We start from the raw sequence: 17,127 nt of genomic DNA on the forward strand, positions 1-17,127 counted from the left end.
CGTGAGCCCTGACGCGTCGACGAGGACAGCCTCCGGTCTGCGCGTCCACGTCGCGGAGCGCACCGACGTCCTGGTCGCCGCGCTGGCGGACGTCCTGGCGACGACCCCTTCCGACCCGTTCACGCCGGACGTCGTCGCCGTCCCGACGCGCGGCGTCGAGCGCTGGGTCGCCCAGCGGCTCTCGCACCGGCTGGGCACCGGTGCGGACGCGGACGGCATCTGCGCGAACGTGCTGTTCCCGTCGCCCCAGCGGCTGGTGAGCGAGGCCTCGGCGACGTCCGCCGACGAGGATCCATGGAGCCCCGAGCGGCTCGCGTGGCACGTCCTCGCGGCCGTCGACGCCCAGCACGGCGCGGACTGGCTCCGCACCGTGAGCCGCTTCCTCGGCGACGACCAGGACGAGGTGCGCCGCGGCCGCCGGTTCCGGCTGGCGCAGCGGGTGGCCCGCCTGTTCGGCACCTACGACGTCCAGCGCCCGCAGATGGTGCGCGCCTGGGCGGAGGGTCGTGACGAGGACGGGCTCGGTGCGCCGCTCCCCCACGACCTGGCGTGGCAGCCGCGGCTGTGGCGTGCGGTCCGGGAGGCGGTCGACGAGGCGTCCCCGGCGGAGCGGCTCGACGACGCGGTGGCGCGGCTGCGGGCGGACCCGTCGAGCATCGACCTGCCCGCTCGGCTCTCGGTCTTCGGCGCCACGGCGCTCCCCGACGGCCACCTGCGCGTGCTCGACGCCCTGGCGGGGCACCGCGAGGTCCACCTGTGGCTGCCGCAGCCGTCGCTCGCGCTGTGGAGCCGGTTGACGTCCAGCGGTTCCACGCGCAGGTCAACTGCGCCCGCACCCGCGACGCACCCGCTGCTCGCGTCGATGGCGAACGACGCGACCGAGCTCGCGGCACGGGTCCTGCACCTCGACCCCGACACCGAGGCCCTCCCCACACCACCGCGTCCGGACACCGCACTCGGCGCTCTCCAGACCCGCATCGCGGACGATCGCACCGACGGACCGACTTACCAGGCAGCCGCGGCAGACCGTTCCGTCCAGGTCCACGCCTGCCACGGCCGCTCCCGCCAGGTCGAGGTGCTCCGGGAGGTGGTCGTCGGCCTGCTCGCGGACGACGACACCCTGGAACCGCGCGACATCATCGTCATGTGCCCGGACGTCGAGGCGTTCGCCCCGCTCGTCGAGGCCGTGTTCGGCCCCGCCGCGGGCATCGACGAGGGAGCTCCGGAGCATCCCGGCCGCACGCTGCGGGTCCGGATCGCCGACCGTGCGCCGCGGAGCGCCAACCCGGTGCTCGCCGTCGTCGCGACCCTGCTGGAGCTCGCCGAGTCGCGCGTCGGGGCGTCGGCCGTCGTCGACCTCGCCGGGCAGGCGCCCGTCCGGCGACGGTTCGGCTTCGACGACGAGGAGCTCGACCGGGTGCGGGCATGGGCGCTGGAGTCGGGGGTCCGGTGGGGCGAGGACGTGTCGCGACGCGAGCGCTACCAGATGGGCGCCCTGCCGCAGGGCACGTGGGCGACCGCGCTGGACCGGCTCCTGCTCGGGGTGGCGATGGCCGAGGAGGACCAGCGTTTCGTCGGCACGGTCCTGCCCGTCGACGACGTCGGGTCGAGCGACGTGGACCTGGTCGGGCGCCTCGCGGAGTTCGTCGACCGGCTCACCGTGACGCTCGGCGAGCTCGACGGTGCGCGACCGGCAGCCGACTGGTTCACGGCGCTGGACCGCGCCGTCCACCTGCTCACGGACGTCGCACCCGCCGACCGCTGGCAGCAGGCCGAGGCGGCCCGGGCGATCGACGCCGTGCGGACCGCGTCGAGCACGGTGCTGCGCCTCGCGGACGTCGTCGCGCTGCTCGAACCGCACCTGGCGGGCCGGCCGACGCGGGCGAACTTCCGCACCGGCGCGCTCACCGTGTGCTCGCTCGCGCCGATGCGTGCCGTACCGCACCGGGTGGTCGCGCTGCTGGGGATGGACGACGGCGCGTTCCCGCGTGGGTCCGGCCGCGACGGGGACGACATCCTGGCGCGCGACCCGCTCGTCGGTGAGCGCGACGCCCGCCAGGAGGACCGTCAGCTGTTCCTCGACGCGGTGACGAGCGCGCAGCAGCACCTCGTGGTCGTGTACTCGGGGGCCGACGAGCGTACCGGTGCGACGCGACCGCCCGCGGTCCCGGTCGGGGAGCTGCTCGACGCCCTCGACAACACCGTGACCTGGCCGCAGGGAGCAACGGCACGGGACCGTGTCGTCCACCACCCGCTCCAGACGGTCGACGAGCGCAACTTCGGCCCGGGGCTGCTCGGCCGCAGCGAGCCGTTCAGCTTCGACGTGCTCGACCTCGCCGCGGCGCTCACGAGACGCCGCGACGAGCCGCCCGGGGCTCCGGAACCGCTGGCACCACCCGACGCCGACCACCTCGACCTCGAGGACCTGGCGTCCACCCTGGAGCACCCCGTCCGCGAGTTCTTCCGCAAGCGGCTCGGCGCGACGCTGCCCGGCGACGAGCCGCAGCTCGACGACCGGCTCCCCCTCGCGCTGGACGGCCTCGACCGCTGGGCGGTCGGCGACCGGCTGCTCCAGGCCGCGCTGGACGGCATCCCCCTCGACGACGCCGCCGCAGCGGAGCGCCGCCGCGGGCACATGCCCCCGGCCACCCTCGGCGGCGCCACGCTCCAGCAGATCCGCGCGCAGGTCGAGCCGCTGCTGGCCGCGTCGGCGCGGTACCTCGCCGAGCCCGCGACCAGCATCGACGTCACCATCCCGCTGGACGACGGTCGCGTGCTCACCGGCACCGTCAACGGGGTGCGCGGCGGCGTCCTGGTCCGCACGGTGTTCTCCCGGCTCGGCGCGAAGCACCGCCTGCGCGCCTGGGTCCAGCTGCTCGCCCTCGCCTCCGCCTTCCCGGAGCGCACCGTCGAGGCCGTGACGATCGGTCGGGGACAGGTCCGCTCGTCGCGCGTCGCGCGCCTCACCGCGCCGGACGACCCCCGAGCGGTCCTGCAGCGGCTGGTCGCCCTCCACGACGAGGCGATGTGCGGTCCGCTGCCCCTGCCGCTGGCGACGAGCCTGGCGTACGCGCACCCCCGCACCGGCGGTGGCGACGAGGCCGACGCGCTGACCAGTGCACGCACCGAGCTCGGGACCGCCGACGACGCGGCCGCGGGGCGTGGTGGGTTCGAGGCCGTGGACGACTACCACCTGCTCGCGTTCGGCGACCCGGTCACGTTCGACCGTCTCCTGCTGGAGCGGGCCACCGGCTCCGAGTCCACGCGCTTCGGCGCCCTGGCGATGGCCCTGTGGTCGGACCTCGTCGAGCACGAGGAGGTCGGATGACCGAGCCGTTCGACGTCTGCGGCCCGCTACCGCAGGGCACGGTCGTGCTCGAGGCGAGCGCCGGCACGGGCAAGACGACGACGATCGCGTCGCTGACCGCCCGGTACGTCGCGGAGGGCGTCGCCCGCCTGCCCGAGCTGATGCTCGTGACGTTCGGCCGGCTGGCCACGTCCGAGCTGCGCGAACGGGTCCGCGAGCGCCTGGTCGAGGTCGAGCGCGCGCTCCGGGACGGCACGGCCTCGTCGGACCCGGTCATCACCCTGTTGGCCCGCACGGATCGCACGGTCCGGGCGCAGCGCCTCGCGGTCGCGCTCGCGGAGTTCGACGCCGCGACGATCACCACCACGCATGGCTTCTGCCAGCAGATGCTCACGTCGTTGGGCACGCTCGGTGACGTCGAGCCCGATGCGCGGCTGGTCCCGGACATCGCGTCGTTGGAGGCGGAGGTGGTCGACGACCTCTACCTGCGCAAGTACGCGTTCACGGGCTCCCCGACCCTGTCCGTCCAGGACGCCCGCACCATCGCGCACGAGGCGGTCAGCGACGCCGCCGCGACGCTGGAACCCGCCGACGCGTCGGGGAGGGCGCGCGACTCGTACGGTCTCGCCACGGCTGCCCGCCGCGAGCTGCTGCGCCGCAAGCGCGCGCTGCGGGTGCTCGACTACGACGACCTGCTGGTGCTGCTGCGGGACGCGCTGACCGACCCGGAGACGGGGGCCGCCGCCGCGGAACGCGTGCGCTCCCGGTACCGCATCGTGATGGTCGACGAGTTCCAGGACACCGACCCGGTCCAGTGGGACATCCTGCGGACCGCGTTCCACGGGCACCGCACCCTGGTGCTCATCGGGGACCCGAAGCAGGCCGTCTACCGGTTCCGCGGCGCCGACGTCGCGACGTACCTGCGTGCCCGCGCGGTCGCGACCACGCAGACGCTGCACCGCAACTGGCGCGCCGACCCGGCCGTCCTCGACGGGCTCGCCCCGATCCTGGCCGGCACCGCGCTCGGCGACCCCCGCATCGTCGTCCACCCGATCGAACCCGCACGCACGGGCCGACGCCTGCGCGGCGGACCGGCGGTGCGCATCCGGCAGATCACGCGTACGGCGCTCGGTGCGGCCGACGGTGCGGCGAACCCGCCCGTCGGCAAGGTCCGCGAGCTCGTGTACGCCGACGTCGCCGCGCAGGTCCTGCGCACCCTCGCGGACGAGCAGCTTGCCGACGACGACGGGGGCTGGCGGTCGGTCGAGCCGGGCGACATCGCGGTGCTCACGCGCGTCAACCGGGACGCCGTCGCGGTGCAGCGTGCCCTGGCGTCCGCCGGTGTGCCGGCCGTGATCTCGATGCTGTCCAGCGTGTTCGCGACGCCGTCCGCCCGCGACTGGCTGGTCCTGCTCTCGGCGCTCGCCCGGCCGGGCGTCGGCGGGTTCGTGTCGGCCGCGGCCCTCACGCCGTTCGTCGGCTGGAGCACGAACGAGCTCGCGGAGGCGTCCGACGAGCGCCGCGACCAGCTCGCCGACCTGCTGCGCACCTGGTCGCGCGTGCTCGACGACCACGGCGTCGCGTCCCTGCTCGAAGCCACCGCCGCGCACGGCCTGCGCGAACGGCTGGTGCGCCTGCCGGACGGCGAACGTCGCCTGACCGACGTCCGGCACGTCGGCGAGGCGCTGCACGCGGCCGCGACGGACGACGGGCTCGGCGCCGCCGCTCTGCTGGAGTGGCTGCGTGCGCGTGTCGACGAGGCCGGGCAGGACTACGCCGAGGAGCGCAGCCGGCGGCTGGAGACCGACACCGCGGCCGTGCAGGTCATCACCGTGCACGCGAGCAAGGGCCTGCAGTTCCCCGTCGTGCTCGTGCCGTTCCTCTGGGACAAGTACTCGCCGCCCAGCCCCGCGACCATCGGGTACGACCGGGACGACGTCCGGCTGCTGCACGTCGGCGGCAAGGGCAGCCCGGGGTACGACGAGGCGCGCGCCGCCGGTGCCGCCGCCGACGACGGCGAAGGTCTGCGCCTGGCGTACGTCGCCCTGACGCGCGCCACCAGCCAGGTCGTCGCCTGGTGGGCGCCGTCGGCGAACTCCGTCCGCGGCGCCCTGACGAGGCTCCTGCTCAGCGCTCGGGACGCCGACGGGAATCCGGCCGAGCTGGTGAAGTCGGTCACCGACGCGGCGACGACCACGGCACTGCGGACGCTCGCGAACGACGCCCTGGAGGTCGAGATCGTCACCTCGGCGTCCACCGTCGGCCACTGGGCACCACCCGCACCACCGGCGACGGACCTGCGGGCGGCGACCCTCGACCGACGGCCGGACGTGACGTGGCGACGGACCTCCTACTCCGCGCTGACGGCGGCCGCGCACGACGGTGGGCGTGTCGGCAGCGAGCCGGAGCTCCCGGGTGTCCAGGACGAGCCCGACGGCGCGACCGACCCGGTCGCGACGGACGTCGACGACGGCGACCTCGGCCGCGACGTCCCCTCCCCGATGGCCGACCAGCCGTCCGGCACCGCGTTCGGCACGTTCGTCCACCGCGTCCTGGAGCTCGTCGACACGAGCGCCCCGGACCTGGCCGCCGAGCTGACCGCCCGCTGCGCCGAGCTCACCCCCGACCCGGCGACGACCGCGTCGGCGCTGCTCCCGTCGCTCCACACCCCGCTCGGCCCCCTGGCCGGCAACCTGTCGCTCGCCGCGATCAGCCCGCGGGACCGCCTCGCGGAGCTGGACTTCGAGCTCCCGCTCGCCGGCGGCGACACCGGCCCCCACCGAGGTGCGAAGACGGTCCGCGACCTCGCCGGCCTGCTGCGCACGCACCTGCCCGCCGAGGACCCCTTCGCCCCCTACGCCGATCGCCTCGACACCCTCTCCACCGTTCGCCTGCGCGGCTACCTCACCGGCTCGATCGACGCCGTCCTGCGCGTGCCGGCGGACGTCCCGGGCAGCCACCGTTACCTCGTCGTCGACTACAAGACGAACCGCCTCGGCCCGTTCGACGATCCCCTGACGCTCTGGCACTACCGCCCGGCGTCGACGGTCGCCGCGATGATGGACGCCCACTACCCGCTGCAGCTCCTCCTGTACTCCGCGGCGCTGCACCGCTACCTGCGCTGGCGTCTTCCGTCCTACAGCCCGGACGAGCACCTCGGCGGCGGTCTGTACCTGTTCCTGCGCGGGATGGCCGGCCCGACCACCCCGACGGTCGACGGCGTGCCGTTCGGCGTCGTCTCGTGGCGCCCGCCCGCTGCGCTCGTCATCGCCCTCTCCGACCTGCTGGCGGGCTCATGACGACCATCGAGGACCCGTACGCCGCGAGCATCCCGTGGCGCGTCACCGGTCTGCTCGCGGACCGGGCGGACCTGACCTCCGCCGACGTGCACGTCGCCCGACGCCTCGGCGCGATCGGCGGCGAGGACGACGAGCGCGTCCTGCTCGCCGCGGCGCTCGCGGTTCAGGCGCTGCGCAGCGGGTCGGTGTGCGTGGTCCTCGACGACGTCGCGGAGGGACCCACCGAGTGGCACGCGGCCGTCCGCCGCAGCCCGCTCGTCGCCGACGGCCCGGACGGCCCGGCGGACCGCCCGCTGCGGTGGGTCGACGGCCGCGTCTACCTCGACCGCTACTGGCGCGACGAGCAGACGGTCCGGTCGGCGATGCACGAGCGCCTCGCCCGACCGGCCCCCGCCGACCCGGTCGCCCTGTCGTCGGCGATCGACCGCCTGTACCCGTCGGCCACGGACGACGCCCAGCGCGAGGCGCTCCGGACCGCCGCGACGTCGTACCTCACCGTCCTCACGGGCGGTCCCGGCACCGGCAAGACGACGACGGTCGCCCGGCTGGTCGCCACCCTGCAGGCCGCCGCCGGACCCGGGCTGCGGGTCGCGCTCGCCGCGCCGACGGGCAAGGCCGCCGCGCGCCTGCAGGAGTCGGTCAACACGGAGGTCGCCACGCTCGACGGCGTCGGCCCGGTGCAGGCCACGACCCTCCACCGCCTGCTCGGCTGGCGTCCCGGCACCACCACCCGATTCCGCCACGACCGCCTGCGCCGGCTCCCGCACGACGTGGTCATCGTCGACGAGTCCTCGATGGTGTCGCTGTCCCTCATGGCGCGACTGGTCGAGGCCCTCCGGCCGACCGCCCGCCTGGTGCTCGTCGGCGACCCGGACCAGCTCGCCAGCGTCGAGGCCGGTGCGGTGCTCGGCGACCTCGTCGCGTCGCTCCCCCGCGGCGTCGTCCGCCTGACCCGCGCGCACCGCTACGGCCCGGCCCTCGCCGCGCTCGCCGAGGCGATCCGGCAGGGCGACGCCGACACCACCCTCGCGCTGCTGCGTTCCGGCGACGAGCACCGCGCGCTGGTGGAGCCGGCGGCCGACAGGTTGTCGCCGCAGGACCTGGCCGGACTGCGCGCGGACGTCGAGGCCAGCGGCGCCGCCCTCGTCGAGACGGCGCGTGCGGGCGACGCCCCCGCCGCGCTGCGCGCCCTGGGCGCGCACCGGCTCCTGGTCGCCCACCGCGAGGGCCCGTTCGGCCTGGCCCACTGGGCCGCGACCGCCGAGACGTGGATCGGCTCCGGCACGGGCGCGTGGCCCGTCGGCCGACCACTGCTGGTCACGGAGAACGACCGCGCCAGCGGCCTCTACAACGGTGACACCGGCGTCGTGATCTCGGACGGACTCGGCGGCGTCGTGGTGGCCTTCGGCGAGCCCGACGACCCGCGTCTCGTCCGCCCCCACCGGCTGCCCGCCGTGCAGCCCGTCCACGCGATGACGGTCCACCGCGGCCAGGGCAGCCAGTTCGACCGCGTCACGCTCCTGCTGCCACCGGCCACGTCCCCGCTGCTCACCCGCGAGCTCCTCTACACCGCGGTCACCCGCGCCCGCGAGCACGTCCGCGTCATCGGCACCCAGGACGCCGTCCGCGCCGCTGTCGAGAGACCGGTCCGCCGGGCGAGCGGCCTGCGCGAGCCGCGATGACAGCGACTACAGCACGAGGTCGGTCTGTGGCCCGAGAGGGTTCGCGCTTCTGCACGGACTCACCATTCAGCGCGGCCTGGCACGGTGCGGCGGGGACGCCGATCTCATGTGCGAGACCGCCCTAGTTCGTCACGTCCGTCGTCCCGCTCGTGAATGTCGGCTCCGACCCCGTCAGTCCACGCAGCACATACTCGGTCAGTCGTGCTCCTTGCACGCGTTCGTCGTCGGGGTCCGTCGGGAGCGGCCAGCGCAGCTGGGTGTAGAGCTCCGCGCGATACAAGTCGAACGCGGCCTCCACGAGGTCGGCGAAGGCCTCCGCTCGCAGAGGGACGAGCCAGGTGACCGCAAGTACCACGCAGCTCAGCCCGACCGCGGCGGCCCACCATGCGAGCGGCGTGAACGCCACGAAGAGAACCCCCCAGATCGCCATCGCCACGGCATCGTCGAGCGCTGTGCGAACCCTCGCGAGTCCCTTCTGGATCGGCTCGGGTAGCAACAGCCACAGGTGCGACCAGACCGTGCTGGTGTCCAGCCCGTACCGCGGCTGGGCGCGATGCTCCGCAGCTCGAAGTATGTTTCCGACGCGCGTCGGGAGAAACGCACTGCTGTCGGGATAGCGGCGCAGCTTCCGGTCCAGTTCCGCGAACCGCACCTCCTGCTGGGGGGTTGCGGTCCCGCCGAGCACCGGGTCGGACAGTGCATCCCACTCCTCGATGAGAACCGCGCACCGTTCCCCGTGACGCGCCGCACCCCAGGACTTCAGCCACGCCGGCCAGGAGTCACCCTGGAGCAGCCGCAGGAGCGGCCCGGAGAGAGCGCCGACCGCAACACCGGACGCCGAAACCACCAACAAGGCCACGACGAGAGACCCAACCTGAACGACGGCGGTCTGCGCGCCGAGCCACGCCACCACCGGGTCGATCGCCCCGAGGCCGTAACGCCAGAGCCAGGCGGCCGCTCCAGCGAGCCAGAACACCAGCGCCGGTACCGAGACAGCCATCCACCGCTCCGCGGTCTTCTCGCCCAGCGCCACCAAGAACTTGTCGAGCATCGCAGCCGATCCTCACTCCGGTACGAGCCGGACTCCATGGTCCGGGCAAGGTGGAACGCGCTCTGCCACGGTGCGTCGCCACTTCGCGAACGCACCATCGATCGGACACACGAACTTTCCGGCCGCGACGGGCCGCCCGACCCCCTGCGAGAGAACCGGGTCGCCTCCCATCGTCGACTGCAGCTCAGGCGGACGGCGGTCGTCGTCACCTGCGACCTTGGCTGCCCAGTCCCGGAGGCGCGGCTCCGAGGCCATCAGGGCGAGCATCTCGTCGACGACGTCCTCGCCCTGTGACGCGCGAGCCAGCAGCCCGACGATCGCGGCGTCGTAACTGTCGGCGGCATCCCCGACGACCTGCGGCAGATAGGGCCGCGCGGTGCGGGCCACGTCGTAGAGCAGGTGGGAATAGACCTGTTCGCTCATGCGTCCCCCAGCTCGCCCGGTGTGAAGTCCTCGTCCCGAAGGCCGCGCTCGAGCAGCAGCAGCTGCATCGGTCGATAGACACGGACGCCGCAGACCGGGCACGCACCCTGCGCCGCGTCTGTCACGCCCGCTTGCTCGACCTGGATCCGCCGCGTCTCGAGCCGCGCCCCGCAGCGGCACGTGCCGAACGTGAGGTCGTCAGTCCAGACCATCGTGTCCTCCTCTACGAGACCCGAGCGACCGGCTGCACGTTGAGGTGCGCGGGAAGGTCCCGGAGACTGACGACCGTCACCGACGGGATCCGCGCCCGGAGGAACTCCGCGACAGCCGCACGGCGGTCGTCGCTGGTGATCAGAACCGGCGGCTCGACGTGCGCAGGGAGGTCGGCGAGCTCCTTCGTCAGCGCCGTAGCGAACCGGGCGTCGAGCGCAGCCTCGAGGACCGGGTCCACGAGCAGGGCTCGCACAGTGTCGGAGTGCCGGGCAACACCCGCGCCGATCTCCTCCGCCATGCCCCATCGGACGTAGGTCGCACGGTCGGGCGCCGCGGTCCGCACGTCGTCGTATCGCAGGGCCAGCTGCGCGATGCGTGCCACGTTCCGGATGGGAACGTGATCGCGCAGCATCGAGACGAACACCCCGTGAACGACGTCGGCGCCCAGGCGCTTCGCCCTCGTGCCGACGACCGGGTACTGCGAGGCGAGCTCGTCGAGGAGCCGAACGGTCGCGTCCTGGGACTGAAGGCGCCATGCCCAGTCGTCGACGACGACCCCGAGGTCGAGGAGCAGGTGCTCGACCGGGTCCCAGGTCAACCAACCCGTCGACTCGACCTGTGCGGCGAAAGCAGTGGGCAGCGCCACGCCGGGTATCCGATTCCGCATCACGAACGGGACCTGCGCGCTGCGGAGATCGTCGGCGGAGCCTTGCTCGGCAGAAGTCCCGTGCCACCAGTACGTCGACACCTGATCGGCGACGAGCCCGAGCCGCGGAACCGTCCTGGCGGAGCCGTAGACAAACCGGTAGCCGGCCGACGTCAGGCTTGTGTCTGGGACGAGGCCGAACGGCGGGAGCACGACGCCGAGGAGATCGAACAGCGAGCGGCGCTTGTCGGCGATCCGGACGTCGGAGTCGGGTCGGGTACTGAGGAGCTCGAGGTACTCGGGTGTCGCATGAAGCTCGAGCACGTGCCCCGCGGAGGAGTCGTCCGCCTCGGCCTCGGCGTCACCGGTCACGACATCGAGCAACCAGGTCAGAGCCGCGACCGTCGCGCCCGGTCCGGCTGACTGCGCAGCATGCTCGGCATCCTCGGTCACGGCGTCGAGATGCGGGTGCGCACCGCTCGAGTATGCGAGGGCGTCGAGGAACCACTGCCTGGGGAAAGCCCGAGTCCGGCCGTCGAACTCGATCGCGACGGGCCCGTCGTCGTCCCGGTCGCCCGGCTCGTCGACGACCTCCACCGACCGCCGGATGGGTTCCGGCGCGTCATGCATCACGGGGGCCACGAGCTCTCGCAGCACGGGCGACAGCCACAGCTTCACGTCACCGGCCATGGTCCACCTCGCTCGACAGGTACGTCACGATCTCCGGGGACACGCTGCGGGCCAGGACTGCGACATCGTCGCGAAGGGTCTCGTCATCGACGACAAAGGCGACTGGTTCACCTGCGGCGACAGCGACGTCCCGCATCCAGGTGAGCACCGGCTGCCACGCCTCTGGCCGCGTCCGGCCCTCGCCCTCCAGGCCGGCGAGGACGTGCTGCGGGATCGCGAATGTCGCGGCAGTCGGCGGCTGCTGGGACCGCACTGCCTGCGTCACGGCGGTCGCCAGCGCGGCAACGGGTTCGCCGATACCTCCCGCCCGAGTGATCGCGGAGAGGACCGCGCGCCAGTCCGCGATGGCCACGCCCTCCGTGACCGCATCCTGGAGGACCCAGGCCAGCCTCACGAGCGCGGTCTCGTCGGGCACGACGACCGCAACCTCCGTCGGATCCTGGTCCCGCCACCTGGCGACCAACTTCTCGACCTCGTCGGGACCGAGGAATCGAGCGAGATACGGAGCAACCCCACGCTCGATCGCGGTGAAGATGTCCGCCTTCACGTCGTGAGCGGCCGCGTCGAGCTCGCAGCGGTAGACGGCGACGTCGTCGACGCGCACCACGAGGCCGGCGCCCGAGCCACCCGACCCCCGGAGCCTGATCCCGCTGATCCAGACACCCCGCTCTGCGGCGAGCCTCTCGCGGAAGAGGGGGATCCGGACGTCGATGAAGTCGCCTCCGGAGTCCTGGTCGGGGTCGACGAAGGGGACGAGCGCGTCGTCGAGCTCGACGGCGATGGGCGTCGGACTGAGCCACGTCTGAGCCTCCGGGACGACGAGCGTCAGGCCCATGACCTGGTCGAGCCGCTCGGCGAGCAGGACATCGAGCCGACGCGCGAGGTCGGGATCCACAACACTGCGCCCGAGCAGTGACCGGAGCTCGTGGATCTCCGTGGAGCTCTGGAGGTGCCCGGCGAGGCTCTCGGGCCAGTCCGGTATCTCCTTCGCCAGCCGGAGATCGGAGTCCGCGGCTGCACCCGCACGCGCCGACTCCGTGACGCGGCCGAGCAGGACCTCACCCGCCCGCTCCCGAAGCGTCACGCCCAGCGCCGCGAGGACCGAGCGGAGGTCCCACTCCGCCTCGAACGTTTCCAGCGCCGACGCCGCTGCGAGGAGCTCCGCCGGTCCAAGAGTCTCGAACGACTCCAGCAGCTCGAGCAGTCGCAGCGTCAGATCGCGCTGCGGGGCGTTTCCCGGGAGCCGGAGCTCGGCTTCGGCAACTGCCGATGGCTCGCTCGTCCGCAGCTCCTCGAGCCGGTCGAGGGCGACGCGCTCGAGGCGGTCCAGCGTTGCGCCCAGCCGGGGAAGCGTTCGTCTCAGCATCGCGAGCGAGACGTTGAGCACACCGAGGACGTGCGCGGGAGCCGACAGCTGCCTGAGGGTCGCCACGACCCGCTGCTCGGCGTCGGCGTCACCCCGCACGAGGGTGTTCAAGGCACGGTCCACCTCGATCGACAGGTCGTCCACCTGGTCGAGGCGGTCGGCATCGTCGAGCAGAGCGTCTGCGTCATCGACACGCTCCGTGAGACGGAGGATCTCCACTTTCAGTGACCGCTCCGTGGCGGAGTCGCCGAGCGTCTCGACGAGCGCCCATGTGCTCGCGATATCCACACGCCCGCTCAGGACACCCGCGACGGCCTCGTCGTACTGAAGGAACGGGTTCTCTGCGGTGGGCAGCATCTCCAGACCGTCGAAGGCGTCGAGGTCCTCGATCCGGCCCTCCAGGAGGGCCAGGTGGTACCGCACGCTCGTGACCCAGGACTGGCTGGCCTTGCCGGCTTCGGTGTCGAGGTAAGCGGCGGCGACGCGCTCGAACGACGCGCTGTCCCCCGCGAAGTCTGCCGCGGCACTCATTGCCGCCTCGGCGGCGATGGCAAGGCCTTCATCCTTCTGCTGCGCGAGCTCGAACGCCTTGCTCGCGGCCAGCCATGAGCCGACGGTGAGGTTGACCGCGGAGAGCACGCTCGACGCCCAGCTCGCCTCCCACGCCGAGGACGGTCTCGCGAGGGCGGCCGCCAGGACTCGAGGGACCGCCAGGCAAGAGTCCGCGGCGGTCGCAGCCCTGGGATCAGCCGCCAGGGCAAGAGCGGCACGCCGGTAGTGGAGCAGCCCACCGTAGTACGCAGGATCAGGGTCGGCGTCCACCGGCAGATCACCACCCGGAAAGGCGCCCGTGAAGAGGGTGATCGCGGCCGAGACCGCGGCGGTCCGCTCTGCCAGGGGGGCGCCCTCATCGAAGGAGTACCGCCAGGTCTGGTCTGCCATGATCACCGCTCGCCCGACCGTGGGGGCTCGTCGCATCGCCTCGTACGCGTGCCGCTTCGCGCGTCCGACGTCCTCCACGACGCTGGCGGCGGTGGCAGCTCTCTCGTACGCCGCCGCGACGGTCTCCGGATCACTCGCGAGCCTGAGCAGAAGCGTCGCGCGCAGCTCGTCCAGGGCGGCGTCCTGGGTGTAGGACGTCGAGCTCCGCGTACAGGCCTCGACCAGTGCCAGAGCAGTCTGGACATCGTCGCCGAGCGCTGCGGACGCCTCCGCCCTGGCGTACTGAAAGCACTCATCGCCGGCACGTACAAGCTCTTGCCGACGCAACCACCGATGGCGGAGCAAGCCCTGACCGTCCATGCTCGCCAGCAGAGCTCGTGCGTCGTCGATAGCCTGGAACGCCGGTACACCTTCTTTGGTTGCGTGCCCAGCGCCTTCGAGGACGATCTGGGCGCGGAGGGCTGCGACACCGGCCCGGTCGGTCCTGCTACCCCAGCGAGCGCTGTCGAGGACCTCCAACGCCTGGTCGTACTCCTTGCGGACGAGTCGCGCGACGACAGCCGCGAAGGCCGCCTCCGGATTGCCAGGCTCTGGGTCAGGCTCGGGCGACTTCCCCCTCCCGATGGCGGCGAGCACCGAGATGTAGCCACCCTCAGGTCCGAGCCGTCCAGCGATCGTCTCCGCGTCTTCGAACCGTCGCTCCGCGAGCCGGACCTCCGCCACGAGGGCAGGTGTCACCTGCCCGTCCGCGACCTCGAGGACTCGCGCCGCGTCGGTGACCTGCCCCAGGTTGAGCCACAGCTCGACGAGCTCGGCGGCGATGCCGTCCGGTCGCGCGTCGTCATCGCTGTCCCATGCCCGCACGAGGGCCGCGGCGGCGCCGACCAGATCACCCCGCCCACGTCGAACCTGGGCAAGCAGGTGGCACGTGGCAGCGCTCACCTCGGGGACAACCTCGACCGCGACGGCGATCCGGTGCTCGCCCTCCCAGTGTCGGGTTGCGAGCTCCGGATAGTGTCCGAGCAGCTCCATCGCCTTCTGAGCTGGCGCCGACGACCCGACCTGCGACGCTGTCGCCGCGACATAGCTCTCAAACGCGCCAGACGGGTCGTCGCCGCGCAGCAGGATGTCCCCGATCGCGGACCAGACCTCGACGTCGGTCGGCTCGGAGCTGTCGTGCCAGTCCAGGGCCATCCGGAAGTGCTCGAGAGCTTCGTCGGGTCGCTCGGCCGTCAGCGCCAGCGCCAGCTCGTAGCTGAGCTCGCGGACGGGGCGCAGCTGCACGCTCACGACGGGCTCCCGTCGTCATGCTTGGTCCGCGCCGGGGCAAAGTGGTCGCGTGTGGTGCGGTGGCCTCGGGAACCTCCCGAGCCATGGTCCCTCCCCGAAGTCTCACCTCTCCCTTGGTCACCGTGGGACCGGGCTCGCTCGTCCTGGCTCGGGCGCTGGGCATACCTCATGACGTACGCGCCGGGCACTCCTAGCGACCTCTCAGGCTCGCCGAACAGCTCGCTCGTGCTGCTGACGGCCCCTTCCATCGCGCGGTGGATGGGGTGACCGTCCTTCAACGCCCGCAGCAGGTAGCCGACGAACGTCTGGACGGAGTCGTCTCGCCTGTCCTGTGCGATCCGCGGGTAGCCGGGGAACTGCGGCGGATGACTCAGGAAGACGACGTCGCCGACGCCCCGCTCCGCGAGGCGACGCGCGAGCTGCGTCGTCAGCCGCGCGGTCACCATCCCACCGCGGTTCTTGGCACCGACCCTCGAGAACGTCTCGAGCACGATCACCCGAACCGGAGCCGGACCCGGCCCCACACCTCGGGGAAGGATCTGGAGGAGCCTCTCGACCCCGAACCATCCCGGGAGTGCGCCCATAGCGATCTCCAGTTCCGGCGTGAGTTTGCCCTCGACGACGGTCGAGCGCAGCAGCGGGCTCAGGACGACGACGGACGGAAAGCCGACCTGGAACTGCCGTGCCCCTGTGATGTCGTGCCACACCCCGTTGACCGCCGTCAGTCCCACGCGGTCGAGGTCTTTTCGGACGGCGTCGGCGTACTCGGTGTCGTAGCCCCGAGAGTCGCCGACGAGCAACACCTTGTCCATCGTCTCGGCCGGCCCCCAGAACTTCGACGGGCTCGGAACTGTCCGTTCGACGACGACACGGTGGTTCAGCGCGATGGTCTTCTCGAACACCGGATGGTCCTTGGCTGCTTGGAGGTACTCCCACGGGTAGTCCCCCACCCGGTCGAGCTTGGCCTCGTCGAGGTCCGGCTCCACGCCGAGCCGGATCCGGAGGACGAAGTTGCTCGGCGGTTCGCCGATCTCCGCAAGCCCGTCGCCGATCTTCTGACCTAGCCGCTCTCCGACGAACGTCCGAGCCCCCGCGAGCAGGCCGCTGGCGTCCTCATCGTGAGCGGCGGCCAGTCGGTCGGCGAGTTCGATGAGCTGGGAGACGTTCTGGAGGACGGGATCCGACGCCGTACGGGAGACGTCGATCGCCAAGGGTTCAGGGTCGTCGCCCGCCTCGCACAGCCCCTCGAGCGACGGGAACCGGATCGAGACCTCCTGCAACGGGGCAGTAGGCCGAGGGGCTATGGCAACGGTGTCGTGCCCTGCGCCGCTCCTCTGCCAGTCCTCGCTGCCCTTGTAGCCCACCTTCTTCATCGCTCGATAGACGTCGTCGATGGTGACGTGGTCGTCCCCGGGCAACGCCGCCGTCTCGACCAGAGCATGCACCAACGCCTGGGTGAAAGGGCTCATCGAGGCGGCGTCGGGCGCAGCGGGTGCCGTCTGGTCGAACCCGCTGGAATAGAGCTTTGCCACACCCGTCTGGGTCCCAGTCATCAGGGCGTTGATCACCTTGGCCTGATCGGCCGTCAGGGTCCCGGGCGCACTACCCATGGTGCCCGCGGGCGCGGCGTAGCAGCAGTCGAGAACGAGCACCTTGTGCCGAGCCGGAAGCTCCACGATCCTGTCGTCGAGCTCGTAGTGCGACAGGGCGGTGGTGACGAGCTTGTCGAGCCGGGTGTCCGCGGTCGTGAGATAGAGCTTCGACTGCTGCCGTTGCCCGTGTCCCGTGAAGTACACGAGCACGTAGTCGTCGCGCGTCACTTTTTGGCTCAGCGCGTCCAGCGCTTCTTGGATCTCATATTTGGAGCTGTTACGACAGTCGACGACGTGGTCAGGTTCGAAGAATCCCTTGTCGTCGTCGGTGAGCGCCTTGATCAGCCCGTCGAGGTTGGCCTCCGGCCCGTTCAGCGGCGTCGGCAGACCCGAGTCGTCCGCGTACGCCCAACTTCCGATGAGCAGCGCGTGGTAGCGCGGGTCGTGCGCCATCCCTCACCACCCCCGAACTGGCGGTACCGCTGACGTCGGGTGGTGGCAGTCGGGTCCATGGCGCCCCTGCAGTAGAAACGCTCGCCGTCACGCCGACTGCCACCGCTCTCGACGGTGACACACGGAAGGAGTGCTGTACGCCTCACTCGATACATGCACGTCCCCAGCACAAT

At 72.3% G+C, this 17,127-nt stretch carries 9 protein-coding genes; 3 read left to right on the top strand and 6 right to left on the bottom strand.

Annotation, left to right across the window (positions count from 1 at the left end; translation table 11 throughout):
* Window position 1: 1 nt before the first annotated feature.
* From recC to recD, 3 genes are read left to right on the top strand one after another with little or no spacing between them, the layout of a single operon-like run.
* Window positions 2-3,328 (top strand): exodeoxyribonuclease V subunit gamma, encoded by a 3,327-nt coding sequence (recC, locus tag ASF78_RS17090; protein WP_056592225.1) that lies wholly within the window; start codon window positions 2-4, stop codon window positions 3,326-3,328.
* On the top strand, window positions 3,325-6,606 hold the full coding sequence (locus tag ASF78_RS17095; protein ID WP_056592228.1) for a UvrD-helicase domain-containing protein: 3,282 nt from the start codon (window positions 3,325-3,327) through the stop codon (window positions 6,604-6,606). Before recC ends, ASF78_RS17095 begins: the two co-directional genes overlap by 4 nt.
* Window positions 6,603-8,288: an exodeoxyribonuclease V subunit alpha gene (recD, locus tag ASF78_RS17100; RefSeq protein WP_056592231.1), complete on the top strand. Its 1,686-nt coding sequence runs from the start codon at window positions 6,603-6,605 to the stop codon at window positions 8,286-8,288. The genes ASF78_RS17095 and recD overlap by 4 nt, the downstream gene beginning before the upstream one ends.
* A 121-nt stretch (window positions 8,289-8,409) precedes the next feature.
* Here the strand turns inward: recD and ASF78_RS17105 are convergent, their stop codons facing one another.
* The 6 genes from ASF78_RS17105 to ASF78_RS17130 are packed head-to-tail and all read right to left on the bottom strand — an operon-like array spanning window position 8,410 to window position 16,954.
* Entirely contained in the window at window positions 8,410-9,339 is a 930-nt protein-coding gene (locus tag ASF78_RS17105) for a hypothetical protein (protein WP_056592234.1), read from the bottom strand.
* A gap of 12 nt (window positions 9,340-9,351) precedes the next feature.
* Window positions 9,352-9,762, bottom strand: a complete 411-nt coding sequence (locus tag ASF78_RS17110) for a hypothetical protein (protein WP_056592235.1) — start codon at window positions 9,760-9,762, stop codon at window positions 9,352-9,354.
* A complete protein-coding gene (locus ASF78_RS17115; protein WP_056592238.1) occupies window positions 9,759-9,974 on the bottom strand; it encodes a hypothetical protein in 216 nt (71 codons plus the stop codon). The genes ASF78_RS17110 and ASF78_RS17115 overlap by 4 nt, the downstream gene beginning before the upstream one ends.
* Window positions 9,975-9,985: 11 nt before the next feature.
* Window positions 9,986-11,311 carry an FHIPEP family type III secretion protein gene (locus tag ASF78_RS17120; RefSeq protein WP_056592241.1) on the bottom strand — a complete coding sequence of 442 codons (1,326 nt, stop codon included), beginning with the start codon at window positions 11,309-11,311 and terminating at the stop codon, window positions 9,986-9,988.
* Window positions 11,301-14,909 (bottom strand): FHIPEP family type III secretion protein, encoded by a 3,609-nt coding sequence (locus tag ASF78_RS17125; protein ID WP_056592245.1) that lies wholly within the window; start codon window positions 14,907-14,909, stop codon window positions 11,301-11,303. Before ASF78_RS17125 ends, ASF78_RS17120 begins: the two co-directional genes overlap by 11 nt.
* On the bottom strand, window positions 14,906-16,954 hold the full coding sequence (locus ASF78_RS17130; RefSeq protein ID WP_056592248.1) for a caspase family protein: 2,049 nt from the start codon (window positions 16,952-16,954) through the stop codon (window positions 14,906-14,908). Before ASF78_RS17130 ends, ASF78_RS17125 begins: the two co-directional genes overlap by 4 nt.
* Between the last annotated feature and the right edge of the window lie 173 nt (window positions 16,955-17,127).

The organism is Cellulomonas sp. Leaf334 (assembly GCF_001424195.1).
Classification (GTDB): domain Bacteria; phylum Actinomycetota; class Actinomycetes; order Actinomycetales; family Cellulomonadaceae; genus Cellulomonas.

Bases quoted from the DNA above. Each gene is read 5' to 3' on its own strand.
- ASF78_RS17095 (WP_056592228.1), top strand. From the start codon at position 3,325: ATGACCGAGCCGTTCGACGTCTGCGGCCCGCTACCGCAGGGCACGGTC.
- recD (WP_056592231.1), top strand. From the start codon at position 6,603: ATGACGACCATCGAGGACCCGTACGCCGCGAGCATCCCGTGGCGCGTC.
- ASF78_RS17105 (WP_056592234.1), bottom strand. From the start codon at position 9,339: ATGCTCGACAAGTTCTTGGTGGCGCTGGGCGAGAAGACCGCGGAGCGG.
- ASF78_RS17110 (WP_056592235.1), bottom strand. From the start codon at position 9,762: ATGAGCGAACAGGTCTATTCCCACCTGCTCTACGACGTGGCCCGCACC.
- ASF78_RS17115 (WP_056592238.1), bottom strand. From the start codon at position 9,974: ATGGTCTGGACTGACGACCTCACGTTCGGCACGTGCCGCTGCGGGGCG.
- ASF78_RS17120 (WP_056592241.1), bottom strand. From the start codon at position 11,311: ATGGCCGGTGACGTGAAGCTGTGGCTGTCGCCCGTGCTGCGAGAGCTC.
- ASF78_RS17130 (WP_056592248.1), bottom strand. From the start codon at position 16,954: ATGGCGCACGACCCGCGCTACCACGCGCTGCTCATCGGAAGTTGGGCG.